Annotated in this window: 20 protein-coding genes; 16 read left to right on the top strand and 4 right to left on the bottom strand. The window is 68.7% G+C overall.

The features are described from left to right. Positions 1–372 precede the first annotated feature (372 nt). The 5 genes from QTN24_RS23645 to QTN24_RS23665 all read left to right on the top strand — a co-directional run bounded on the left by QTN24_RS23645 (position 373) and on the right by QTN24_RS23665 (position 6,619). Positions 373–2,049: an L-lactate permease gene (locus tag QTN24_RS23645; protein WP_124683945.1), complete on the top strand. Its 1,677-nt coding sequence runs from the start codon at positions 373–375 to the stop codon at positions 2,047–2,049. A 133-nt stretch (positions 2,050–2,182) separates the two neighbouring features. Beyond that, positions 2,183–4,639: a DNA polymerase III subunit gamma/tau gene (locus QTN24_RS23650; RefSeq protein WP_313840076.1), complete on the top strand. Its 2,457-nt coding sequence runs from the start codon at positions 2,183–2,185 to the stop codon at positions 4,637–4,639. An 81-nt stretch (positions 4,640–4,720) separates the two neighbouring features. Then, positions 4,721–5,047: a YbaB/EbfC family nucleoid-associated protein gene (locus tag QTN24_RS23655; protein WP_124683947.1), complete on the top strand. Its 327-nt coding sequence runs from the start codon at positions 4,721–4,723 to the stop codon at positions 5,045–5,047. 49 nt (positions 5,048–5,096) lie between these two features. Then, positions 5,097–5,711: a recombination mediator RecR gene (gene recR / locus QTN24_RS23660; RefSeq protein ID WP_124683948.1), complete on the top strand. Its 615-nt coding sequence runs from the start codon at positions 5,097–5,099 to the stop codon at positions 5,709–5,711. A 2-nt stretch (positions 5,712–5,713) separates the two neighbouring features. Then, the gene (locus QTN24_RS23665) at positions 5,714–6,619 is read left to right on the top strand and encodes a LysR family transcriptional regulator (RefSeq protein ID WP_124683949.1); all 906 of its coding nucleotides are present in this window, start codon (positions 5,714–5,716) and stop codon (positions 6,617–6,619) included. A gap of 447 nt (positions 6,620–7,066) precedes the next feature. Here the strand turns inward: QTN24_RS23665 and QTN24_RS23670 are convergent, their stop codons facing one another. Together QTN24_RS23670 and QTN24_RS23675 are read right to left on the bottom strand one after the other, a co-directional pair. Further along, positions 7,067–8,401 (bottom strand): diguanylate cyclase, encoded by a 1,335-nt coding sequence (locus QTN24_RS23670; RefSeq protein ID WP_313840077.1) that lies wholly within the window; start codon positions 8,399–8,401, stop codon positions 7,067–7,069. A 34-nt stretch (positions 8,402–8,435) separates the two neighbouring features. Further along, positions 8,436–9,194, bottom strand: coding sequence for a substrate-binding periplasmic protein (locus QTN24_RS23675; RefSeq protein WP_172966047.1), 759 nt, complete (start codon positions 9,192–9,194; stop codon positions 8,436–8,438). Positions 9,195–9,433: 239 nt separating this feature from the next. Here QTN24_RS23675 and QTN24_RS23680 point away from each other — a divergent pair, with 239 nt between their 5' ends. The 6 genes from QTN24_RS23680 to QTN24_RS23705 all read left to right on the top strand — a co-directional run bounded on the left by QTN24_RS23680 (position 9,434) and on the right by QTN24_RS23705 (position 15,591). Continuing rightward, positions 9,434–10,630, top strand: coding sequence for a CaiB/BaiF CoA-transferase family protein (locus tag QTN24_RS23680; RefSeq protein WP_313840078.1), 1,197 nt, complete (start codon positions 9,434–9,436; stop codon positions 10,628–10,630). After that, complete coding sequence (locus QTN24_RS23685) at positions 10,627–11,607, top strand: hydroxymethylglutaryl-CoA lyase (RefSeq protein ID WP_313840079.1); 981 nt, start codon at positions 10,627–10,629, stop codon at positions 11,605–11,607. Before QTN24_RS23680 ends, QTN24_RS23685 begins: the two co-directional genes overlap by 4 nt. 57 nt (positions 11,608–11,664) lie before the next feature. Then, entirely contained in the window at positions 11,665–12,639 is a 975-nt protein-coding gene (locus QTN24_RS23690; RefSeq protein ID WP_313840080.1) for a tripartite tricarboxylate transporter substrate binding protein, read from the top strand. A gap of 193 nt (positions 12,640–12,832) precedes the next feature. After that, complete coding sequence (locus QTN24_RS23695) at positions 12,833–13,876, top strand: ABC transporter substrate-binding protein (RefSeq protein ID WP_124683956.1); 1,044 nt, start codon at positions 12,833–12,835, stop codon at positions 13,874–13,876. An 83-nt stretch (positions 13,877–13,959) separates the two neighbouring features. Then, positions 13,960–14,772 (top strand): ABC transporter ATP-binding protein, encoded by an 813-nt coding sequence (locus QTN24_RS23700; RefSeq protein WP_124683957.1) that lies wholly within the window; start codon positions 13,960–13,962, stop codon positions 14,770–14,772. A gap of 27 nt (positions 14,773–14,799) precedes the next feature. Continuing rightward, positions 14,800–15,591, top strand: a complete 792-nt coding sequence (locus QTN24_RS23705; RefSeq protein ID WP_124683958.1) for an ABC transporter permease — start codon at positions 14,800–14,802, stop codon at positions 15,589–15,591. 99 nt (positions 15,592–15,690) lie between these two features. On the opposite strand, the gene QTN24_RS23710 is transcribed toward QTN24_RS23705, so the two are convergent. Then, entirely contained in the window at positions 15,691–16,665 is a 975-nt protein-coding gene (locus QTN24_RS23710; RefSeq protein WP_124683959.1) for an NADPH:quinone oxidoreductase family protein, read from the bottom strand. A gap of 241 nt (positions 16,666–16,906) precedes the next feature. Between QTN24_RS23710 and surE the strand changes: the two genes are divergently transcribed. The 5 genes from surE (at position 16,907) to QTN24_RS23735 (ending at position 21,564) form a co-directional block, all read left to right on the top strand. Further along, entirely contained in the window at positions 16,907–17,659 is a 753-nt protein-coding gene (gene surE / locus QTN24_RS23715) for a 5'/3'-nucleotidase SurE (RefSeq protein ID WP_124683960.1), read from the top strand. 106 nt (positions 17,660–17,765) lie between these two features. Next, positions 17,766–18,671 carry a protein-L-isoaspartate(D-aspartate) O-methyltransferase gene (locus QTN24_RS23720; protein WP_124683961.1) on the top strand — a complete coding sequence of 302 codons (906 nt, stop codon included), beginning with the start codon at positions 17,766–17,768 and terminating at the stop codon, positions 18,669–18,671. Between the two features lie 8 nt (positions 18,672–18,679). Then, the gene (locus QTN24_RS23725) at positions 18,680–19,564 is read left to right on the top strand and encodes a peptidoglycan DD-metalloendopeptidase family protein (protein WP_313840081.1); all 885 of its coding nucleotides are present in this window, start codon (positions 18,680–18,682) and stop codon (positions 19,562–19,564) included. Between the two features lie 6 nt (positions 19,565–19,570). Beyond that, positions 19,571–20,731, top strand: coding sequence for an RNA polymerase sigma factor RpoS (rpoS, locus tag QTN24_RS23730; protein ID WP_124683963.1), 1,161 nt, complete (start codon positions 19,571–19,573; stop codon positions 20,729–20,731). Beyond that, a complete protein-coding gene (locus tag QTN24_RS23735) occupies positions 20,728–21,564 on the top strand; it encodes a 3'-5' exonuclease (protein WP_313840082.1) in 837 nt (278 codons plus the stop codon). The genes rpoS and QTN24_RS23735 overlap by 4 nt, the downstream gene beginning before the upstream one ends. A gap of 35 nt (positions 21,565–21,599) precedes the next feature. On the opposite strand, the gene QTN24_RS23740 is transcribed toward QTN24_RS23735, so the two are convergent. Then, entirely contained in the window at positions 21,600–22,454 is an 855-nt protein-coding gene (locus QTN24_RS23740) for an endonuclease/exonuclease/phosphatase family protein (RefSeq protein WP_313840083.1), read from the bottom strand. Between the last annotated feature and the right edge of the window lie 69 nt (positions 22,455–22,523).

A 22,523-nucleotide genomic window follows, 5' to 3' on the forward strand; every position in this document is an offset into this window, starting at 1 on the left:
GGTCAGCACCGCCATCACGGCGGCAAAGCTGCGGGCGTCGCCCACGGCGGTCTGTTCGGTCACCTCTATCACCACGCTCGATACCCCGATACCCCGATACCCCGCACACCTCCCCCAGCCTCCCAAACGCCCGTTTTAGGAGTAGGCTGCCCCGATTGTCAGGTGCGCCAGCCTGCCCCCGCATAAACCCTGATCCCTGAATCCGGTTCATCGCCGCGTTGACGGATTTTTGGGTCGGCGGGCGGGGGTGCGTCCTTACAATCCCCTTTCTGCGCCGTTCGGGCGGCGTTTGCGCCGCGTGGGCGGTGCGCAGCCGGTCGACAGCTTGCCCGTCAGAGGCAGGGGCCGTATCAACCAGAGGAGGATGTGATCGTGTGGAGTCAAGTCTATGACCCGCTAGGCAGCATGGCGCTTTCGACCATTGCCGCGGGTGTCCCGGTGGCCGTGCTGCTTGCGGCGCTGGCGTTCTTTCACATGCAGGCGCACCTGGCGGCCGGGCTGGCGCTGGTGGTTGGCGTCGTGGTGGCGTCGTTCGTGTTCGGCATGCCGGCCGCGATGGCGGGCAAGGCGGCCGGGCTGGGCATTGTCTCGGGCCTGTTCCCGATTGGCTGGATCGTCCTCAACATCATCTTCCTGCACCGGCTGACCACGTTGAACGGGTCATTCAAGGTGTTGCAGAACTCGATCTCGGGCGTGACCGAGGATCGCCGCCTGCAACTGCTGCTGGTGGCGTTCAGCTTTGGCGCGTTCTTCGAGGGCGCGGCCGGCTTTGGCACGCCGGTGGCCGTGACGGGCGCCATCCTGATCGGGCTGGGCTTCTCGCCGCTGGCCGCGTCGGGCCTGGCGCTGATCGCCAATACGGCGCCGGTGGCGTTCGGCGCGCTGGGTGCGCCGATCATCGGGCTGTCGTCGGTAACCGGCATCGACCAGGTGCAGCTCTCGGCGATGATCGGCCGCCAGTTGCCGTTCTTCTCGGTGCTGGTGCCGTTCTGGCTGATCTGGGCGTTCGCGGGTTTCCGCGGCATGCTGGCGATCTGGCCGGCCATCCTGGTGGCGGGCGTCAGCTTTGCGGTGCCGCAGTTCCTGGTGTCGAACTTCCACGGCCCGTGGCTGGTGGACGTGATCTCGGCGCTGATCTCGATGGGCTGCCTGACGCTGTTCCTGAAGGTCTGGCATCCGAAGGAGATCTGGACGTCCACGCGCATCCTGGGCCGCCACGACGACTCCAAGGTCGACCATCCCGAGGCCCTGGAGGCCGACGCCCGCGCCACGGCCGCCTCGGCCGGCATCTCGGTTGTGAAGGCGTGGATGCCGTGGGTGATCCTGACCATCTTCGTGTTCGTCTGGGGCATTCCCGAGTTCAAGAAGCTGATGGACGGCGTGTGGGCCTGGAAATACCCGATCCCGGGCCTGGACAAGGCGATTATCAAGGGCCCGCCCGTGGTGCCGAAGGAAATTGCCGAAGGCGCGGTGTTCAACTTCAACGTGCTGTCGATGGCGGGCACCGGCATCCTGGTGTCGGCCGTCGTGGGCGGCCTGCTGATGGGCTACTCGGTGCCGCGCCTGCTCAAGGAGTACTGGGAAACCATCAAGCTCGTGCGCTATTCGCTGCTGACGATCTGCGCGATGTTCGGCATCGGCTACCTGACCCGCTACTCGGGCCTGGATGCCACGCTGGGCCTGGCGTTTGCCCAGACCGGCGTGCTGTACCCGCTGTTCGGCACGATGCTGGGCTGGCTGGGCGTGGCGCTGACGGGCTCGGACACGGCGTCGAACGTGCTGTTCGGCGGCCTGCAGAAGACCACGGCCGAGCAGCTTGGCCTGTCGCCGACGCTGATGGCGGCGGCCAACAGCTCGGGCGGCGTGATGGGCAAGATGATCGACGCGCAGTCGATCGTGGTGGCGTCCACGGCGACCAAGTGGTACGGCCACGAGGGCGAGATCCTGCGCTACGTGTTCTTCCACTCGGTCGTGCTGGCCGTGCTGGTGGGCCTGTTCGTGACGCTGCAGGCGTACGTGCACCCGTTCACGCTGATGGTGATCCACTGACGGGCCGCCGCCAGACTGGCAGCCGTCCCCGACAGCCCCGCCCCTGGCGGGGCTTTTTCATGGGCGCCGGCCGCGCCCGAATCGCCGTCCGGTTTGCCGATTCCCAGGTCTGCCTTTTGCTACAATCGCCGCCATGAGTTATCAAGTTCTAGCGCGCAAATGGCGCCCACGGGATTTCACCACGCTGGTCGGCCAGGAGCACGTGGTGCGCGCGCTCACGCATGCGCTGGAACAGCAGCGGCTGCATCACGCCTACCTGTTCACCGGCACGCGGGGCGTTGGCAAGACCACGCTGTCCCGGATCCTGGCCAAGGCCCTGAATTGCACCGGCCCCGACGGCAACGGCGGCATCACCGCCCAGCCGTGCGGCCAGTGCAAGGCGTGCCAGGAAATCGACAGCGGGCGGTTTGTCGACTACATCGAGATGGACGCGGCGTCCAACCGCGGCGTCGACGAGATGGCGCAACTGCTGGACAAGGCCGTCTACGCCCCCGGCACCGGCCGCTTCAAGGTCTACATGATCGATGAAGTGCACATGCTGACCAACCACGCCTTCAACGCCATGCTGAAGACGCTGGAGGAGCCGCCCGGGCACGTCAAGTTCATCCTGGCCACGACCGATCCGCAGAAAATCCCCGTGACCGTGCTGTCGCGCTGCCTGCAGTTCAACCTGAAGCAGATGCCGCCGGGCCATATCGTCTCGCACCTGGACCATATCCTGGCCCAGGAAGGCATCGGCCACGACGGCAGCGCGCTGCGGCTGCTGGCGCAGGCGGCCCATGGGTCGATGCGCGACGCGCTGTCGCTGACCGACCAGGCCATCGCCTACAGCGCGGGCCAGGTGTCCGAGGAAGCGGTGCGCGGCATGCTGGGCGCGATCGACCAGAGCTACTTGGTGCAACTGCTGGACGCGCTGGCTGCCGAGGACGGCGCCGCGATGCTCGGGATTGCCGATGCGATGGCCGACCGCAGCCTGTCGTTCGCCGGCGCGCTGCAGGACCTGGGGTCGCTGCTGCACAAGGTGGCGCTGGCGCAGGCCGTGACGGCGTCGGTGCAGGACGAGTGGCCCGAGGCCGAGGACGTCCGCCGCCTGGCCGGGCTGTTCGACGCGCAGGAGATCCAGCTTTTCTACCAGATTGCCAACCTGGGCCGCAGCGAACTGGCGCTGGCGCCGGACGAGTACGCCGGCTTCACGATGACGCTGCTGCGCATGCTGGCGTTCCGTCCATCGTCCACGCCGTCGGCCCCGGCCGGCGGGCAGGGCGGCGGACAGCCGGTGGCGCGCCCGCGCCCGGCCAGTCCCGCAGCCCCGGCCACGCCGCGCGCGATGGCGCCGGCAGCGGTGGCGGCGCCGGCGAAAGCCGAGCCCCGCGTCGAACCCGCCCAGCGCGTGGCGCTGCCGATGGCCGAGCCGCCGGCCGCCCCCGTGGCTGCCGTCGCGCCGGTCGCCCCGGCCGAACCTTCCGAACCGGCCGCCCGCGTCGCCGCTGCCGCCCCTGCCGCTCCCATCGTACCTGCTACCCCCGCCGTGACCCCGGCCCCGACCGCTCCGGCCCCCGCGCCGGCCGCCGGCCGTACGGCGATGTCGCCCGCGCGGGCCGCGCTGGAGGCCGCCCGCCAGGCTTCGGCCGGCAAGGGCGCCAGCCGTCCGGCAGGGGCCAGTGCGCCGCCGATGGCTGGTGCCGCCGCCGCGGCAGCCAGCAGCCAGCGTCCGCCGGCCCAGCCGCTGCGCCCGCCCGCGGCCGCACGTCCGGCAACGGCCGCCGCGCCCGCCCCGGCAGCCCCGGTGCCAGCCGCTGCCGCCGAGACTGCTCCTGATACGCCCGCGCCCGCCGAGCCGGTCCGCCGGCAGCCCGCGCCCGCAGCCAAGGCCGCACCGGCTGCCAAGCCTGCCGCGCCGGCCGAGGTGCCGCCCTGGGAGGCCGCCGGCGGCAGCGACGTGCCGCCGTGGGAGGCCATGCCGCCCGACATGCCCGTGATCGGCCCGTACGACAGCGATCCCGGCTTCGATGCCAGCTTTGGCGGTTTCGACAGCGCTCCCGACAACGGTTTCGAATCCGAAATCCCCGCCCGCCCGTCCCGTGGCGCCGGCCGCGCGGCCCCGGCACCGGTGCAGGCCCGCAAGCCCGAGCCCCCGCCCGAACCGGCGGTGCCGCTGGCACCGGCCGTACCGCCGATGGCGCCCAGCGCCGCCGACGATGGCACGCCGCCCGTGTTCACTGGCGACTGGCCGGCGCTGGCCGCCACGCTGCCGCTCAAGGGGCTGGCGCAGCAACTGGCGCACCAGAGCGAGCTGCACCGCGTGGTCGGCCGCACGTTGCACCTGCGCGTGCCGGTGGCGGCCATCGCCGAAGCCAACGTGGCCGAGCGCCTGCAGGCGGCGCTATGCGAACAGTTCCAGGTCGACGTGCGCGTGCAGTGCGAGATCGGCGCGGTCACGCATACGGCGGCCGCCGTGGATGCCGCGGCGCGCGCCGAGCGCCAGCGCGAGGCCGAGGCCGAGATCGACCGGGACCCCTTCGTGCAGGGGCTGCTGCGCGAGTTTGGCGGGCAGATCGTGCCCGGGTCCGTGCAGCCGCGCGCGGCCTGAACCTGAATTCGAGAGGCGGCCATTGGCGTGCCAGCCACGCAGCGCCGCCCGTTTCCATACACACATCCAAGGAGTAACGCCATGATGAAAGGTCAACTGGCCGGGCTGATGAAGCAGGCCCAGCAGATGCAGGAAAACATGAAGAAGATGCAGGACCAGCTTGCCCAGATCGAGGTCGAGGGCCAGTCCGGCGCCGGCCTGGTGAAGGTGGTCATGACCTGCAAGAACGACGTGAAGCGCGTGACCATCGATCCGAGCCTGCTGGCCGACGACAAGGACCTGCTGGAAGACCTGGTGGCCGCCGCGTTCAACGACGCCGTGCGCAAGGCCGAGGCCACCACGCAGGAGAAGATGGGCTCGATGACGTCGGGCCTGCCGCTGCCGCCGGGCTTCAAGCTGCCGTTCTGAGCGCCACCCTTATCGCCATTCCCATGCGCGTATCGTTCCAGGCGGTGCCATGAAAGCGGCACCGCCCACCTCGCTGCAGGCGCTGATCGACGCGCTGAAGGTCCTGCCCGGCGTGGGGCCGAAATCGGCCCAGCGCATGGCCTACCACCTGCTGCAGCATGACCGCGACGGCGCGCGCAAGCTCGGCGACGCGCTGCGCGGCGCCGCCGACGGCATCCGCCATTGCCAGCGCTGCAACACCTTCACCGAGCAGGACATCTGCGAGACCTGCCGCGACCCCGACCGGGACCCGGCGCTGCTCTGCGTGGTGGAAACGCCCGCGGACCAGGTCATGATCGAGCAGACGCTGACCTATCGCGGCCAGTACTTCGTGCTGATGGGGCGGCTGTCGCCGCTCGACGGCATCGGCCCGAAGGAGATTCACCTGGAGCGCCTGCTGGCGCGTGCCACGGACCCCGAGTACGGCGGCCCGGCCACCGAGGTGATCGTGGCCACCAATTTCACGAGCGAGGGCGAGGCCACCGCGCACTACATCGGCGAGATGCTGAAGGCGCGCGGGCTGAAGGTGTCGCGGCTGGCGCGCGGCGTGCCGGTGGGCGGGGAACTCGAATACGTCGACGCGGGCACCATCGCCCGTGCCGTGATGGACCGCCGCACGCTCTGACCATGAACCTCGCGCGCTTCGACCTCGTCACGCTCGGCCTGTTCGTCGCCGTGGCCCGGCAGGGCAGCATCTCGGCCGGGGCGCGGCAGTCGCACCTGGCCGTGGCGGCCGCCAGCAAGCGGATTTCCGACCTGGAGGCGTCCGTGGGCGCGCCGCTGTTCTTCCGCCACGCGGCCGGCGTACAGCTCACCGAGGCGGGGCAGGCGTGCTTCCACCATGCGCTGACCATCCTGCAGGACGTGGAGCGGATGGCGGGCGTGATGTCCGACTACGCGTCGGGCGTGCGCGGGCAGGTGCGCGTCTGCGCGAACACGTCGGCCATCACCCAGTTCCTGCCCGACGACCTGGCGCAGTTCATGCGCCAGCATCCGACCATCCGCATCGAGCTGGAAGAACACAACAGCAGCGACATCGTGGCCGCGCTGATGGAAAACCGCGCCGACGTCGGCATCTTTGCCGACCGCACGCCGTGCACCGGGCTGGTCACGGTGGAGTACCGGCAGGACGAGCTGGTCATCATCACGCCGCCGGGCCATCCGCTGGCGCAGGACGGGCCGGTTCACTACGCTGATGCGCTCGAATACGACTTTGTCAGCCTGCCGCAGGTGACGTCGCTGGCCGCGCGGCTGCTGGAGGAAAGCAGCCGGCTGGAACGCCAGTTCCGGCTGCGCATCCAGGTACGCAGCTTCGACGCGATGTGCCGCATGGTGATGGCCGGCCTGGGCGTCGGCGTGCTGCCGCGCATCGCCGCCGAGCCGCACGTCAAGTCGATGGGCCTGGCACTGGTCGGCCTGCGCGACCCCTGGGCTCGCCGCTCGCTGCTGATCGGCATGCGCGACCCGGCCGGGCTCACGGTATCGGCGCGGCTGCTGATCACGCATCTGTGCGGGGATCGGGCGCCGTTCTAGGGCTTGCCTGGCGCGTCGCCAGTTAAACGGCTGGCCCTCTCCCCCGGCCCCTCTCCCGCCGTGCGGGAGAGGGGAGAAAACAAGCGGGAACGCCTGAGCTACCGCACGGTTCTGGCTCCCCGCTCCCGCAACGTGGGAGAGGGGCTGGGGGTGAGGGCGTTGAGGCTCTGCTTGCCGACAGGTCGCGGTTTGCACCGCCGGCCCTCACCCCCGGCCCCTCTCCCGCCGTGCGGGAGAGGGGAGAAAACAAGCGGGGACGCCTGAGCTACCGCACGGTTCTGGCTCCCCTCTCCCACAACGTGGGAGAGGGGCTGGGGGTGAGGGCGTTGTGGCTCTGCTTGCCGACAGGTCGCGGTTTGCACCGCTGGCCCTCACCCCCGACCCCTCTCCCGCCGTGCGGGAGAGGGGAGCAAAACCGGCGCGCCTCGATCGCCATTCCCCATACCCCTACCGCGCCACCACCGCCTCGTCTGCGAATTCCACGCGGTCGCGGCCCTTGTGCTTGCTGCGGTAGAGCGCCTGGTCGGCGCGCGAGATCATGCCGTGGATGGTGTCGCCGGGCTGGACGCTGGCCACGCCCAGGCTGGCCGTCATCGGGCCGGTCAGCGGGAAATGGCGTTCGGACACGGTGCGGCGCAGCCCTTCGGCCAGGGCCACGGCGGCCGGTGCGTCGGTGTCGGGGCAGATGATCAGGAATTCCTCGCCGCCCCAGCGGCCCACGGTGTCCACGTCGCGCATCGCGTCCAGGATGCGGCCGGCCAGTTCCACCAGCACGCGGTCGCCCACCTGGTGGCCGTGGTTGTCGTTGATGGCCTTGAAGCGGTCGACGTCGATCAGGATGATCGAGAACGGGTGGCCGTCGCGGCGGTGGCGCTCCAGTTCGCTGATCAGCACCGCGTCCAGGTGGCGGCGGTTGAAGACGCCGGTCAGCTGGTCGGTCTTCGACAGCGCCTCCAGCTGCAGGTTTTTCTCGACCAGCTCGGTCTGGGTGGCCTGGATCTGCGCGAACGCCTCATGGCTGCGCTGGATGGCGGCGCGCACGGTCAGCTCCGCCTCGGTGCGCTCGGCGATGATCCGCTTGAGCTTGCGCAGCACCTGGTTGAAGCCGTCGATCACGCTGTCGAACTCGGTGCGGCCGATGCGCGACAGCTCGTCCAGCTCGTCGCCATGGCCCGATGCCAGCTGGAACAGCGCCCGCTGCAGGCGTTCCAGCGGGCGAAAGACCATGCGCAGCCCGAACGTCAGCAGCAGCACCAGCACCACGTCGATGGCCGCCACCTCGGTCACGCCGTGCATCATCGCGTTGCGCAGCGCCCGCTCCATCGGCTCGTGCGAAAAGCGGATGACGGCGGTGCCGATCGGCTGCTCGCGCCGGGCGGGGTCGATGCTGGCCGGCGGGTAGATCTGCACCTCGCTCAGCGCGTCGTGCGGGCCGGTGGCGGAGCAGGGCGGGCGGCCCGGCGCGGCCGGATGGCCGGCCGTGGCATAGGTTTCGCGACCGTCGGGCGAGAACACGCACGCCTCGTAGACTTCCGGATGCACCAGCATGGCTTCCAGCCGGCTGCGCAGGATGCCGACGTTGAGCGCCCAGGCCGGCTCGGCCAGGCTCTGCCCCAGGCTATCGACGATCTCCGCGCGCGCCCGCTCGAAGCGCTGCGTCAGTTCCTGGCGCAACTGCCACTGCCGGTGCGCGGCGAATGCCCCCAGCGTTGTCGTGGTGACAACGATGAACAGCACGATCATCCTGTTCCGGATCGAATGGACCGGGGGAAGCTGTGGCATGAAGGGCTCGACCTGAAGGCATCAGGGACGGATTCTATTGATCCACCGCCTTGTTGAATAGCTGGCGGAAACGCGCCAGTTCCGGGTGCGATGCCTCGTATTTGCGGCTGAAGCCCACATGGACCGATTCGGCGCGGATATTCAGGACGCGCCGGGACTTGTAGCGCATCCGTTCGGGCAGTCCGCGCGCCTCCAGCGCGACCAGCGCCTCGTTGATGACGGCGCTGGGGTTGACCACGCAATCGATCTCGCCAACCAGCATCTTCTTGACCAGGTCGTGGAACTCGTGGCCCTCGACGATCTCGATCCGGCCCTCGCGCGCCATCTCGAAAAAGCGCGGCCCCGGCGCCAGGTACGCGCGCTGGTTGCCGAACCGCAGGCCGGCAAAGTCGTCCGGATAGGTGTGGAAGGTGCGGCCGGCAATGGCGTCGCGGTTGCAGTGGACGGCCACCTCCTCGATATAGAACGGTCGGGAGTGGTTCAGGAACGGCCGTTCCTTCGGCCGGTAGTAGACGCCCAGGATGCCGGCGCTGTTGCCGTTGCGGGCTTCCTCGACCACGCGGGCCCACGAGGCGAAGCGGATCTCGACCTTGAACTCGGGCGGCATCCGCTTGAGCACGCGCTGCAGGTGGTCGATGTAGGCGCCCTTGGGCACGCCGTTTTCCTCGTATGACTGCGGCCGCTGGCCGGCCTCGGAGTACAGCACGATGGGGGTGGTCTGCGCCAGCGCGAGCGTCGATGTCCAGCAGGCGCAGGCGGCGCAGAGGATGCGGCAAAGGCGGGTCAGTCGCATGGCATCGGGGCCGCTGAGGTAGGTGCGGGGCAGGGTGTGCCCGGGCGTGTGCCCCGGATAACGGCAGGTCGCGGGGCGAAGTTGAACCAACCCGCCGTCAGGGTTAGCCCCAATCCTTCGCATTCCGAGAAAACCCGCTTTCCGGAATGCCGATTCCGCGTCACCCCGCGCTGTAGCACACTCCGTCGAAACAAAGCCAATCCCCCCATACGGGTCAGTTTCACGGAGACATTTCCAACATGGCGCAACAGATTCTCAACGGCATCAAGGTCCTGGAACTGGGCCAGTTGATCGCCGGCCCCTTTGCCGCCAAGACCCTGGCCGATTTCGGCGCCGATGTGGTCAAGGTGGAGCCGCCCGGCCAGGGCGACCCGCTGCGCAAATGGCGCATGCTGCACGACGACACGTCGGTCTGGTGGGAGGCACAGTCCCGCAACAAGCAGTCGATCGCCATCGACCTGCGCCAGCCGGACGGCCAGGCGCTGGTGCGCAAGCTGGCCGCCGAAGCCGACGTGCTGATCGAAAACTTCCGCCCCGGCACCATGGAAAAGTGGGGCATGGGCTGGGACGTGCTGCACCAGGCCAACCCGAAGCTGATCATGCTGCGCGTGTCGGGCTACGGCCAGACCGGCCCCAAGCGCGATGAACCGGGCTTTGCGGCCGTGGCCGAGGCCATGAGCGGTTTGCGTCACCTGACGGGCGAGCCGGGCCGGCCGCCGGTGCGCGCGGGGCTGTCGCTGGGCGACACCATCGCCGGCCTGCACGGCGCGTTGGGCGTGCTGCTGGCGCTGTACGAGCGCGACGCGCGCGGCGGCGTGGGGCAGGTCATCGACGTGGCGCTCTACGAATCGCTGTTCAACCTCAGCGAAAGCCTGCTGCCCGAGTACTCGGCGTTTGGCGCGGTGCGCCAGCCGGCCGGCGGCGCGCTGCCGGGCATCGCCCCGTCCAACGCCTACCCGTGCGGCTGCGGCGACTACGTGCTGATCGCCGCCAACGGCGACGCCATCTTCAAGCGGCTGATGACGGCCATGGGCCGGGAAGACCTGGGCGAGGACCCGGGCCTGGCCCGCAACGACGGCCGCGTGAAGCGCGTGGACGAGATCGACGCCGCGATTGCCGCCTGGACCCGCACCCAGACCGTGGCGTCCGCGCTGGAGGTGCTGCGCGCCGCCGACGTGCCGTCCGGGCGCATCTACACGGTCAAGGACATCGCCGAGGACCCGCACTACCGGGCCCGCGAGGTCATCGAGACCGTGACGTCCGCCAAGGGGCTGGCCGTCGAGGTGCCGGGGATCATCCCGAAGCTGTCCGGCAACCCGGGCGCCATCCATGACCGCGCGCCCACGCTGGGCGAGCATACCGACAACGTGCTGGCGCAGGCCGGCTTTGACGCGGCGGCCATTGCCGACCTGCGTGCCAAGGGGGTGATTGCATGAGTGCCCAGACCTATCCGCTGGCCGGGCCGGCCAGGATCGAGATCAACGAGGTGGCGCCGCGCGACGGCCTGCAGATCGAACCGTTCGTGGTGCCCACCGAGGGCAAGGTCGCCTTTGTCAACGCGCTGGCTCACTGCGGGTTTGCGCGCATCGAGGCCACGTCGTTCACGTCGGCCCGGGCCATTCCCGCGCTGGCCGATGCCGAGGCCGTGATGCACCAGGTCGAGCGCGTGCCGGGCGTGCGCTACACGGTGCTGGTGCCCAACCTGCGCGGGCTGGAGCGCGCGCTGTCGTGCCGTCCGGACGAGGTCAACCTGGTGATGTCGGCCAGCGAGACGCACAACCGCGCCAACCTGCGCATGACGCGCGAGCAGTCGAAGGCCCAGTTGCTGGCGATGATTGAGGCGGCCAACGCGGCCGGCGTGCCGGTCAATATCTCGCTGTCGACCGTGTTCGGCTGCCCGTTCGAGGGCGATGTGGCCGAAGCCGACGTGATGGCGCTGGCCCGGACGTTCGCGGACGCCGGCGCGGCAGGCATCACGCTGTGCGATACCACGGGCATGGCCTATCCGAGCCAGGTGGCCGCGCTGTGCCAGACGTTCCAGCGCACGCTGCCGGGCGTCGGCCTGACGATCCACCTGCACAACACGCGCGGCATGGGCCTGGCCAATGCCATCGCGGCCTGGCAGACCGGCGTGACGCGCTTTGACGCGGCCGCCGGCGGGCTGGGCGGCTGCCCGTACGCGCCCGGCGCCAGCGGCAACGTCAGCACCGAGGAACTGGTGCACATGTTCGCGTCGATGGGCGTGGATACCGGCGTGGACCTGGCGGCGCTGCTGGCGGTGGTCGGCGGCGTGTCCGAGCTGGTCCAGCGCGACGTGCCCAGCCAGTTGCTGCGCGCCGGCCCGCGCCTGCGCACGCACCAGCCGCCGGCCTGGATGGCGGAGTTCTTCTCCGGGCAGGCTCGGCAGGCTTGAGACGGGTTGAATACCCACGGATTTCCAAAGTCCCCCATAAAACATACGGAGACAATCATGCAACGCAATTCCTACGGCGCCGCGGCGCTGCTGGCCGCCGGCCTGATGGCGTCGGGCGCCCAGGCCCAGGACGGTGCCTACCCGAACCGCCCGGTCATGCTCGTGGTGTCGGCCGCCGCCGGCGGCACGACCGACCTCGCGGCGCGCCTGATCGCCGAGCCGCTGGCCAAGGCGCTGGGCCAGTCGGTGGTGGTCGACAACAAGCCGGGCGGCAACGGCACCATCGCCGCGCAGAACGTGCAGCGCGCCAAGCCGGACGGCTACACGCTGCTGGTGCAGTACTCGGGCTACCACGTGATCACGCCGCTGCTGACCAAGACGTCGTGGGACCCGGTCAAGGACTTCATGCCGGTGGCCAACCTGCTGTCGGCGCCGCAGGTGCTGGTGGTGCGGCCCAGCCTGCCGGTCAAGTCGCTCAAGGAACTGGTGGCGTACGCCAAGGCCAATCCGAACAAGCTCAACTATGCGTCGTCGGGCAATGGGTCGCTGCAGCACGTGTCGACCGAGCTGCTCAACCAGATGGCCGGCATCAAGATCACCCACGTGCCGTACAAGGGCACCGGCCCGGCCATGACCGACCTGCTGGGCGGCAACGTCGACATGACGATGACCACGCCGCCGCCGCTGATGGGCCATATCGCCGCCGGCAAGCTGCGCCCGCTGGTGGTGACCAGCAAGGCCCGGCTGGACAGCCTGAAGGACGTGCCGTCGGCGCCCGAGGCCGGCTACCCCGACCTGGACGTGTCGTCGTGGTTCGCCATGTACGCGCCGGCCGGCACGCCCAAGGCCGTGGTGGACAAGCTGACCACCGAGATCGAGAAGATCATGAAGACCGACGCCTTCCGCAAGAAGGCCGAGGAACTGGGCGCCGAGGCGAAGTACATGAACCCGCAGCAGCTTGACCAGTACCAGAAGGCCGAGCTCCAGCGCTGGGGCAAGGTGATCAAGTCCGCCAACATCCAGGCCGAATGAGGCCGGGACCAGCCGATTGAAAGGGCTGCGGCGTAGTATGAGCGCCGCCGCGTTTCCTGCCCGGCCTCCGGTCAACTCCCGATGCGGGAGCCACCGGGGTCGGGTAGCATCGCCGGGAGCCGCTGTGCGGCGGCCCGGCTTTTGCGCGTCGCGCCCCCATTCAAAACAGAAGCAGAAAAGGCAGGAGATCGATATGTACAACAAACGGTTCTGGAAGCAGTTGCTGATTGCGCTGGCGCTGTTCCTGGCAGGCTGGTTCACGTTCGGCAGCGCGTTTGCGCAGGGCAAGCCCGAGAAGCAGAAGGTGACGATCGCCGTGGGTGGCAAGAACCTGTTCTACTACCTGCCGCTGACGATTGCCGAGCGCCTGGGCTACTTCAAGGAAGAGGGCCTGGACGTGGAGATCGTGGACTTTGCCGGCGGCGCCAAGGCGCTGCAGGCCGTGGTGGGCGGCAGCGCCGACGTGGTGTCGGGCGCCTACGAGCACACGATCAACCTGCAGGCCAAGGGCCAGCGCTACCAGGAATTCGTGCTGCAGGGCCGCGCGCCGCAGATCGTGCTGGTGGTGTCGAACAAGACCATGCCGGACTTCAAGTCGATCGCCGACCTGAAGGGCAAGAAGATCGGCGTGACCGCGCCGGGGTCGTCGACCAACATGATGGCCAACTTTGTGCTGGCCAAGGCCGGGCTGAAGCCGTCCGACGTGTCGTTCATCGGCGTGGGTGCCAGCGCCGGCGCCGTGGCCGCCATGCGCTCGGGCCAGATCGACGCGATGGCCAACCTGGACCCGGTGATCTCGATGCTGACGCAGAAGAACGAGGTCAAGATTGCCTCGGACACGCGCACGCTCAAGGAAACGCAGTCGGTGTTCGGCGGCAACATGCCGTCGGGCTGCCTGTACGCGTCGACCAAGTTCATCGAGCAGAACCCGAACACCACGCAGGCGCTGACCAACGCGATGGTGCGGGCGCTGAAGTGGCTGCAGAAGGCCGGCCCGTCCGACATCGTCAAGACCGTGCCGGAAAGCTACCTGCTGGGCGACCGTGCGCTGTACCTGGCCGCCTGGGACAAGGTCAAGGAGGCGATCTCGCCGGACGGCGTGATGCCGGCCGACGGCCCCAAGACCGCGCTGACCACGCTGCAGCAGTTCGACCCGGACCTCAAGGGCAAGTCGATCCAGCTGGACAACACGTTCACGAACACGTTCGTGCAGAAGGCCAACGCCAAGTACAAGTAAGCCTCCCGTCCCCCCGGGACGCCCCGTCGCCCGCCGCGCGCCAGCCGCCCGGCGGGCGAAACGTTTCTCAGAGTCATGCCGTCATGAGCACGCCTGCACTTTCCCTTGAAAACGTGACCTGCACGTTTGTCTCGCGCGAGGACCGCGCGCAGCGCTACACCGCCGTGCGCGATGTCACGATGTCCATCCAGCCCGGCGAATTCCTGTCCGTGGTGGGTCCCACCGGCTGCGGCAAGAGCACGCTGCTCAACGTATCGGCCGGCCTGCTGGAGCCGTCGTCGGGCGAGGTGCGCATCTTCGGCGAGCCGCTGCGCGGCATCAACCGGCGCGCCGGCTACATGTTCCAGACCGAGGCGCTGATGCCCTGGCGCAGCGCGCTGGACAACGTCATCGCCGGCCTGGAGTTCCGCGGCGTGCCGCGCGCCGACGCCGTGGCGCAGGGCGAGGAATGGCTGCGCCGCGTGGGCCTGGGTGGCTTTGGCGACCGGTATCCGCACCAGCTGTCGGGCGGCATGCGCAAGCGCGTGAGCCTGGCGCAGACGCTGGTGATGGACCCGGACATCATCCTGATGGACGAGCCGTTCTCGGCGCTGGACATCCAGACCCGTCAGCTCATGGAAAACGAGGTGCTGGAGCTCTGGGCCGCCAAGCGCAAGGCCGTGCTGTTCATCACGCACGACCTGGACGAGGCCATCGCCATGAGCGACCGCGTGGTGGTGCTGTCGGCCGGCCCGGGCACGCATCCGATCGGCGAGTTCACGATCGACCTGCCGCGCCCGCGCGACGTGGCCGAGATCCGCAACCATCCGCGCTTCGTGGAGCTGCACGCCGCCATCTGGGACGTGCTGCGCGAGGAAGTGCTCAAGGGCTACGCGCAGCAGCGCAAGGTGGCCTGAATCTCCCGACCGGACAACAACAAGATCATGGCTTTTCGTGCTGATTCCCAAGGCATGCTGCGCGTCTGGCAGCTGCTGCTTCTCGTCGTCATCCTGGTCGTGTGGCACCTGGCCACGCGCTCCGAGCAGGTGGCGTTCTTCTTCGGCGAGCCGCTGATGGTGGCGCAGCGCATCTGGAACTGGTTCATCGTCGAGCGCGACATCTACATCCACCTGGGCGTGACGCTGCTGGAAACGGTGCTGGCGTTCGGCATCGGCACCGTGGCCGGGCTGGGCGTGGGGCTGTGGCTGGCGCTGAGCCCGTTCACGTCGGCCGTGCTCGACCCCTACGTCAAGGCGGCCAACTCGATGCCGCGCGTGATCCTGGCGCCGATCTTCGCGGTCTGGTTCGGCCTGGGCATCTGGTCGAAGGTGGCGCTGGCCGTGACGCTGGTGTTCTTCATCGTCTTCTTCAACGTCTACCAGGGCGTGAAGGAAGTGAGCCCCGTGGTGCTGGCCAACGCGCGCATGCTGGGCGCCAACCGGCAGCAGTTGCTGCGCCACGTGTACCTGCCCAGTGCCACGAGCTGGGTGTTCTCGTCGCTGCACACCTCGGTGGGCCTGGCGTTCGTGGGCGCGGTGGTCGGGGAATACCTGGGCTCGGCACGCGGCGTGGGCTACCTGATCCTGCAGGCGGAAGGCACGTTCGACATCAACACCGTGTTCGCGGGCATCGTGGTGCTGACCGCGTTTGCGCTGGTGCTGGACTGGATGGTGACGGCCGGGGAAAAGCGGCTGATGAAGTGGCAGCCGAAGAGCGGGGAGACGGAGAAGCTTTGAGCGGTGGGCGCTGAGCCTGAGCGCTGAGCGTTGGGCGTTGGGCGGGACCTGCGGTCCCCTCGCCCGCCGGGCGGGGAGGGGACCGGACCGCCGCAATGGCTACGGCTGGATGACGATCTTGCCCGTCACCTTGCGTGCCTCCATGTCCTTGAGCGCCTGGGGCGCCTGGTCCAGCGGATACCGGGCCGAGATATGCGGCCGGATCTTGCCTTCCTGCATCCAGCCCAGCATCTGCGCCATGTTGGCCTGGTTGGCCTTGGGCTCGCGGCGCGCAAAGTCGCCCCAGAACACGCCCACCAGCGACGCGCCCTTGAGCAGCGCCAGGTTCAGCGGGATCTTCGGAATCTCGCCGTTGGCAAAGCCCACCACGAGGTAGCGGCCGCGCCAGGCGATGGACCGGAACGCCGGCTCGGCGTAGATGCCGCCCACCGGATCGTAGATCACGTCGGGGCCCTTGCCGTCGGTCAGCGCCTTGATGCGCTCGCGCAGGTCCTCGGTGCTGTAGTTGATCACCGCGTCGGCGCCGTGCGCCTTGCAGACCGCCAGCTTCTCGTCGGTGGACGCCGCCGCGATCACGCGCGCGCCAATCGCCTTGCCGATCTCGATAGCCGCCAGCCCCACGCCGCCGGCGGCGCCCAGCACCAGCATGGTCTCGCCGGCCTTCAGTTCGCCACGGTCCACCACCGCGTGGTGCGACGTGCCGTAGGTCAGCGTGAACGCGGCGGCCACGTCGAAGTCGATGCCGGGCGGCATCGGCACCACGGCCTTGGCCGGCGCCTTGGCCTGCGTGGCGAACGCGCCGTTGCCCAGGTAGGCGATGACCTTGTCACCCGGTTTCACATGTGTAACACCGGCGCCGACGGCGTTGACCACGCCCGCCAGCTCCGAACCCGGCGAGAACGGCAGTTCCGGCTTGGCCTGGTATTTGTTCTGGATGATGAGCACGTCGGGGAAGTTCACGCCGGCGGCCTTGACGTCGATGACGACTTCGCCATCGCCCGGCACGAGGTCCGGCAGCGTTTCCAGCGACAGGGAATCGGGCGGACCCCAGGCTTTGCACAGTACGGCTTTCATCTTGTCTCCCATGTGTGATGTCGTGCGGATCTGGCCGGCCGGGCCGGCGTCCGCGCGGGGCGGGCGAGGGCGGCCCCGGACGGTGTCGGGCAAGTGTAGCGCAAGAAAAGCACGATCGTTCTGCACGAGCAAATCGTTGCATGGCGCCCATTCGGGCGACGCATGGCCGGGGCCGGATTGTCCCGTTTCCGGTGCATCCGCGGTGGCGCCGACGGCCCCTTGCTCAGGTACAATCGCGGCCATGCATATCCTTCTTGCCAACGATGACGGTTACCTCGCGCCGGGCCTTGCCGTCCTGCACGCAGCGCTCGCGCCCCTGGCGCGCGTGACCGTGATCGCCCCGGAACAAAACCACAGCGGCGCCTCGAATTCGCTGACGCTGCAGCGCCCGTTGTCGGTCTACGAAGCGCGCGAGGGCGTGCAGAAGGGCTTCCGCTACATCAATGGCACGCCGACCGATTGCGTGCACGTGGCGCTCACCGGCCTGCTGCAGGACCGGCCCGACCTGGTGGTGTCCGGCATCAACCAGGGCCAGAACATGGGCGAGGACGTGCTGTACTCGGGCACCGTGGCCGCCGCCATCGAGGGCTACCTGTTCGGCATCCCGTCGATTGCGTTCTCGCAGGTGCACCATGGCTGGGAGCACGTGGACGCCGCCGCGCGCGTGGCGCGCGAGATCGTCGAGCGGGTGATTGCCCGGCCGCCGAGCGAGCCGTTCCTGCTGAACGTGAACATCCCGAACCTGCCGTACGAACACATCCGCGGCCAGCGCGCCACGCGGCTGGGCAAGCGGCACCCGTCGCAGCCCGTGATCCAGCAGGCCAATCCGCGCGGCGATCCCATCTACTGGATCGGCCCCGCCGGCGACGCGCGCGATGCGAGCGAAGGCACGGATTTCCATGCCACCGCCAACGGCTACGTCTCGCTCACGCCGTTGCAGCTCGACCTGACGCACCGCGGCCAGCTCGAACAGATCGGGCAGTGGCTGGGGTGAGCGTGTCAGCGCCGCGCGCCGCCCGGCCGTTTCCTGGCGATGGCCGTGCCCGTGGCGCGGCCGCCGCCATCGTCGTCATCCCATCCTTGCCTGCCTTGCCCCTGAAATGAGTTCCACGCCGCGCCGATCCCGCTTTCCGCTGCCGCTCGATGCGGTGGTCGAGCGCAAGCCCGCGCCCGCGCGCACCGCCGGGTTGCCCGCGGTGGGCAAGCGCACGGTTGCCGCGCCGGCGCCCGCCACGGTGAAGCCGCGCAAGCCGGCCGCCCCGCCGGCGCCGCCGCCCGCGCCGGGCAGCGCGGTGGAGGCGCGCGCGTCGGCCGCCACGGCCGGCGGCGGGGGCATGGCGTCGGATCGCGCCCGCGCGGCGCTGGCGGCACGGCTGCGGGCCGGCGGCATCCGCGACGAGCGCGTGCTTGGCGCCATCGCCACGGTGCCGCGCCACCTGTTCATGGAGCCGGGGCTGGCGTCGCAGGCGTACGAGGACGCCGCGCTGCCCATCGGCCATCAGCAGACCATCTCCAAGCCGTCGGTGGTGTCGCGGATGATCGAGTTGCTGCGCGAAGGGCTGACGCCCGACCAGCCGCTGGCGCGCGTGCTGGAGATCGGCACCGGCTGCGGCTATCAGGCGGCCGTGCTGAGCCTGTGCGCGCAGGAAGTGTTCTCCATCGAGCGGATCCGTCCGCTACACGAACAAGCCAAGGCGAACCTGCGCCCGCTGCGGGTGCCGAACATCCGCCTGCACTACGGCGACGGCATGCTGGGCCTGCCGCAGGCCGCGCCGTTCTCGTCGATCATCCTCGCCGCGGCCGGCATGGAAGTGCCGCAGGCCCTGCTGGAGCAGCTCGCCATCGGCGGCCGGCTGATCGCGCCCGTCGTGACCCCCGGCACCGGCGCCGCGGGCCAGACGGTGACCCAGCAACTGCTACTGATCGAGCGCCTCAATCGGCATCGTTTTCACCGGACCGCGCTTGAAGCTGTCTTCTTTGTGCCTTTAAAATCGGGCACCATCTGAGTCGAACTATGCACAACATCGTGAATCAGAAGAATTTCACACGAGTCGGACAACACCTGGGCGTCCTGGCCGCGGCAGCCGTGCTGGCCGCCTGCGCCAATTCCCCGATGCCCGCGCCGGTGGTGGACCGCACCTCGGGCGTGGCCACCCAGCCGGCGGCGGTGTCCAACGAGCCGGCGCCGCCCGGATACTATCGGGTCAAGCGCGGCGATACGCTTTACCGTATCGCGCTGGAGAACGGCCAGTCCTACCGCGACGTGGCGGCCTGGAACAACATGGCCAACGCCAACCAGATCGAAGTGGGGCAACTGCTGCGCGTGGTGCCGCCGAGCGCCGACGTGAATGCCGCGCCGGGCGTGGCCACCGTGCCCGTGGCACCGGGCACCGTGCAGGCGCAGCCGATCGACGCGACTCGCCCGGTCGGCACGCCGATGAGCGCGTCGTCCGCACCCGCGGCATCTGCCGTGCCGGCCGCCCCGGCGCCGGCCGCCGTGGCCGCCGCATCCGGTGCCGCATCGGCCCCGGCGGGCGACATCCGGCTGGTCTGGCCGGCCAGCGGCCAACTGGTTGGTAAATTTGACGACAAGGGCAACAAGGGCATCGATATCGCAGGTAAGAAAGGCGATGCGGTGCTGGCCGCCGACGAGGGTAGGGTGATTCACGTAGGCCCCTTGCGCGGCTACGGGAATCTTGTCATCATCAAACACAACGACACGTATCTCACCGCCTACGGTTACAACGACAAGGTGCTGGTGGCAGAGCAGTCAACGGTCCGCAAGGGCCAGAAGATTGCCGAAATGGGTAACAGTGATACTGACAGGGTCAAGCTGCATTTCGAGGTTCGCAAGAACGGAAAACCGGTCGATCCGATGCGGTATCTACCGCCACAGTGAGGTTTCATGCCACGCCAGAAAACTGTCTCATCCGGAGTTGTCAGCAGGACCCGTCGTCCCAAGCAGCCGGAAGGCAAGGCTGGCGTGGCAACGCAATCCGATGACGAGGTCGTCGGAGTGTACGAGGCGGAAGCCGACCCGGCATCGGACATGGTGCCGGTGGCTGACGAACCCATCGCTCCCGTGTCGCGCGCCAGCCGGCGCAATGCCGAAATAAGCGCCGAAGAATCGGACCAGGACGAGGAAGAGGAGTCCGAGGACGAGGAGGAGGAAAGCACGACCGAGGCTGCCGCCGAGCCCGACGACTTCCGCACCGTCCTGCATACCGAACTGGCCGCCGATACGGTCCAGCACTATCTCAATCGCATCAGCATCAAGCCGCTGCTGTCGGCCCCGGAGGAACTGCATTTCTCCACGCTGGCCAAGGGCGGCGACTTCTCGGCCCGGCAGGTCATGATCGAGCGCAACCTGCGCCTCGTGGTCAGCATCGCCAAGGGCTACCTGAACCGCGGCGTGCCGCTGCTCGACCTGATCGAGGAAGGCAACCTGGGCCTGATGCACGCGATCGAGAAGTTCGACCCGACGCGCGGCTTCCGTTTCTCGACCTACGCCACGTGGTGGATCCGCCAGAGCATCGAGCGGGCCATCATGAACCAGGCGCGCACCGTGCGGTTGCCGGTGCACGTCATCCGCGAACTGAACCAGGTCCTGCGCGCCAAGCGTCATCTGGAGAAGGGCGGCACCGACGGCCGCGACGCCAGCCTGGAAGACATCGCTCATCTCCTAGGCAAGACGCCGGACGAGGTGCAGGACGTCCTGGCGCTCAACGAACACACCACCTCGCTCGATACGCCGTTCGATCTCGACCCGGGATCGAGCCTGCTTGATTTCCTGTCCGACGAGCACAATGCCGCCCCCGACCAGGAGGTGGCCCACCGCGAACTCGAAAACCTGATGAAGCTCTGGCTGGCGCGCCTGTCAGAGAAGCATCGCTATGTGGTGGAGCGCCGCTTCGGCCTGAACCACATCGAGCCGGCCACGCTGGAAGAGCTGGCCGAGGAAATGGGCCTGACGCGCGAACGCGTGCGCCAGATCCAGCAGGAAGCGCTGGTCAAGCTCAAGCGGCATTTCGCGTCGCAAGGTGTAAGGAAGGACGCCGTTTTATGACCCCTGTGCTGGTATTCGACATCGAGACGATTCCCGATGTCGACGGCCTGCGCCGTTTGCACGACCATCCCGCAGCAATGAGCGACGCCGAAGTGGCCGAGCATGCGTTTGCTGCGCGCCGCGATAAAACCGGTTCCGATTTCCTGCCCCATTACCTGCAGCGCGTGGCCGCCATTTCGTGCGTGCTGCGCCGTACGCAGCGCGACGGCTCCGCGGTGTTCCACGTCGGATCGCTGGGGACGCCCGAGGACGGGGAAGCCACGCTGATCCAGAAGTTCTACGAGCTGATTGCCCGCTACAGCCCGCAACTGGTGTCGTGGAACGGCGGCGGCTTCGACCTGCCCGTGCTGCACTACCGTGGTCTCGTGCACGGCGTGGCCGCGCCGCGCTACTGGGAAATGGGCGAGGGCCGCGACGACGACAGCCGCGACTTCAAGTGGAACAACTACATCAGCCGCTACCACATGCGGCACCTGGACCTGATGGACCTGCTGGCGATGTACCAGCCGCGGGCCAGCGCGCCGCTCGATGACCTGGCAAAGCTGTGCGGCTTTCCCGGCAAGATGGGCATGGACGGCAGCATGGTCTGGCAGGCGTTCCAGCAGGGCCGGCTTGCCGAGATCCGCGACTACTGCGAGACCGATGTCGTCAACACGTACCTGATGTACTGCCGCTTCCAGTTGATGCGCGGCGGGCTGTCGCCGCGCGAGTTCGACATGGAAGTGTCGCTGGTGCAGGAGACGCTGGCCGAGCTGCCGGGCGAGCAGTGGATGCAGTACCTGCGCGCGTTCCGGCTCCAGCCGATGGCCCCCGAGGCCGAGGACGAGGACTGAGGCGCCCAGCCTCGCAATTCCGGCCTTCCCGGCCTTTAGCGCGCCAGGCTCAGGTGGATCGGCTGATGGTCCGATGCATCGGTACCGGCATCGACCTCGCAGCGCCTGACATCGCCCAGCAGGTCTTCGGTCACGAAGACGAAATCACATGCGAACGCCGGCTCGGGCCACTGTTCCTTGTCGTACAGCCCGCAGGTTGGCGCATGGTCCTGGCCCGGGTGCATCTGGCACCAGGCATCCTTCCAGTTCACCGTGCCGTCGCTGTACGGCTCCAGCACGCGCCGGTAGGCCACGTCATCGGGCTTGCTGTTGAAGTCGCCGCACAGCACCGCAGCGGTGGGGCGCGGCTCGGGCGTGAACGGGCCCGGCTTCTTCTCGGACTTGCCCGGCCGGCGCGCGTGGTCGCACGCCTCGGTGTGCCACTGGCGTAGCGCGTCGGCCTGGGCCTCGCGCTGGGGCTTCGAGTAGTACTCCAGATGCGTGCAGATGACGCGCAGCGGGCTGGTGCCTGCCAGCACGGTGACTTCCAGCGCCACGCGCGGCATCGACGCGACATCGGGATCGGCCGGCCAGGGCAGGGCATGGCGAAAGATCTCGCGCACGGGCAGCCGCGTGGCGATGACGTTGCCGAACTGGCGCGGCGTGCCGTCGCCGTGCGTCCGGTCAACGCCGGGCGCAAAGATCACGCGATAGCCCGGCAGCAGCGCGGTCAGCTCCGCCACCTGGTCACGCTGCGGATTCCCGTCGATGTCGGAAAAGCCGCGCGTCACTTCCTGCAGGCAGATGACATCGGCGTCCGCCATGCCGCGGATCGTGCGAACGGTGCGCGCAAGGTCGGCCTTGCCGTCCGCGCCGCGTCCCCACTGGATATTCCAGGAAACGAGTTCCATCGCCGTCTCTCCTGTGACGTGCTGCTTCGTGACGGCGCGATGACTGGACTACAATCGCGCTTTCGCAAA

Origin of the sequence: Cupriavidus sp. SZY C1 (assembly GCF_032190535.1) — a bacterium.
Classification (GTDB): Bacteria; Pseudomonadota; Gammaproteobacteria; order Burkholderiales; family Burkholderiaceae; genus Cupriavidus; species Cupriavidus pauculus_C.

What these genes read in the sequence shown, in the direction of transcription:
- QTN24_RS23735 (WP_313840082.1), top strand. Translation starts at nt 20,728, where the DNA reads ATGACCCCTGTGCTGGTATTCGACATCGAGACGATTCCCGATGTCGAC.
- QTN24_RS23670 (WP_313840077.1), bottom strand. Translation starts at nt 8,401, where the DNA reads ATGCCACAGCTTCCCCCGGTCCATTCGATCCGGAACAGGATGATCGTG.
- rpoS (WP_124683963.1), top strand. Translation starts at nt 19,571, where the DNA reads ATGCCACGCCAGAAAACTGTCTCATCCGGAGTTGTCAGCAGGACCCGT.
- QTN24_RS23655 (WP_124683947.1), top strand. Translation starts at nt 4,721, where the DNA reads ATGATGAAAGGTCAACTGGCCGGGCTGATGAAGCAGGCCCAGCAGATG.
- QTN24_RS23720 (WP_124683961.1), top strand. Translation starts at nt 17,766, where the DNA reads ATGAGTTCCACGCCGCGCCGATCCCGCTTTCCGCTGCCGCTCGATGCG.
- QTN24_RS23740 (WP_313840083.1), bottom strand. Translation starts at nt 22,454, where the DNA reads ATGGAACTCGTTTCCTGGAATATCCAGTGGGGACGCGGCGCGGACGGC.
- QTN24_RS23710 (WP_124683959.1), bottom strand. Translation starts at nt 16,665, where the DNA reads ATGAAAGCCGTACTGTGCAAAGCCTGGGGTCCGCCCGATTCCCTGTCG.
- QTN24_RS23675 (WP_172966047.1), bottom strand. Translation starts at nt 9,194, where the DNA reads ATGCGACTGACCCGCCTTTGCCGCATCCTCTGCGCCGCCTGCGCCTGC.
- QTN24_RS23665 (WP_124683949.1), top strand. Translation starts at nt 5,714, where the DNA reads ATGAACCTCGCGCGCTTCGACCTCGTCACGCTCGGCCTGTTCGTCGCC.
- recR (WP_124683948.1), top strand. Translation starts at nt 5,097, where the DNA reads ATGAAAGCGGCACCGCCCACCTCGCTGCAGGCGCTGATCGACGCGCTG.
- QTN24_RS23705 (WP_124683958.1), top strand. Translation starts at nt 14,800, where the DNA reads ATGGCTTTTCGTGCTGATTCCCAAGGCATGCTGCGCGTCTGGCAGCTG.
- QTN24_RS23680 (WP_313840078.1), top strand. Translation starts at nt 9,434, where the DNA reads ATGGCGCAACAGATTCTCAACGGCATCAAGGTCCTGGAACTGGGCCAG.
- QTN24_RS23690 (WP_313840080.1), top strand. Translation starts at nt 11,665, where the DNA reads ATGCAACGCAATTCCTACGGCGCCGCGGCGCTGCTGGCCGCCGGCCTG.
- QTN24_RS23650 (WP_313840076.1), top strand. Translation starts at nt 2,183, where the DNA reads ATGAGTTATCAAGTTCTAGCGCGCAAATGGCGCCCACGGGATTTCACC.
- surE (WP_124683960.1), top strand. Translation starts at nt 16,907, where the DNA reads ATGCATATCCTTCTTGCCAACGATGACGGTTACCTCGCGCCGGGCCTT.
- QTN24_RS23700 (WP_124683957.1), top strand. Translation starts at nt 13,960, where the DNA reads ATGAGCACGCCTGCACTTTCCCTTGAAAACGTGACCTGCACGTTTGTC.
- QTN24_RS23725 (WP_313840081.1), top strand. Translation starts at nt 18,680, where the DNA reads ATGCACAACATCGTGAATCAGAAGAATTTCACACGAGTCGGACAACAC.
- QTN24_RS23695 (WP_124683956.1), top strand. Translation starts at nt 12,833, where the DNA reads ATGTACAACAAACGGTTCTGGAAGCAGTTGCTGATTGCGCTGGCGCTG.
- QTN24_RS23685 (WP_313840079.1), top strand. Translation starts at nt 10,627, where the DNA reads ATGAGTGCCCAGACCTATCCGCTGGCCGGGCCGGCCAGGATCGAGATC.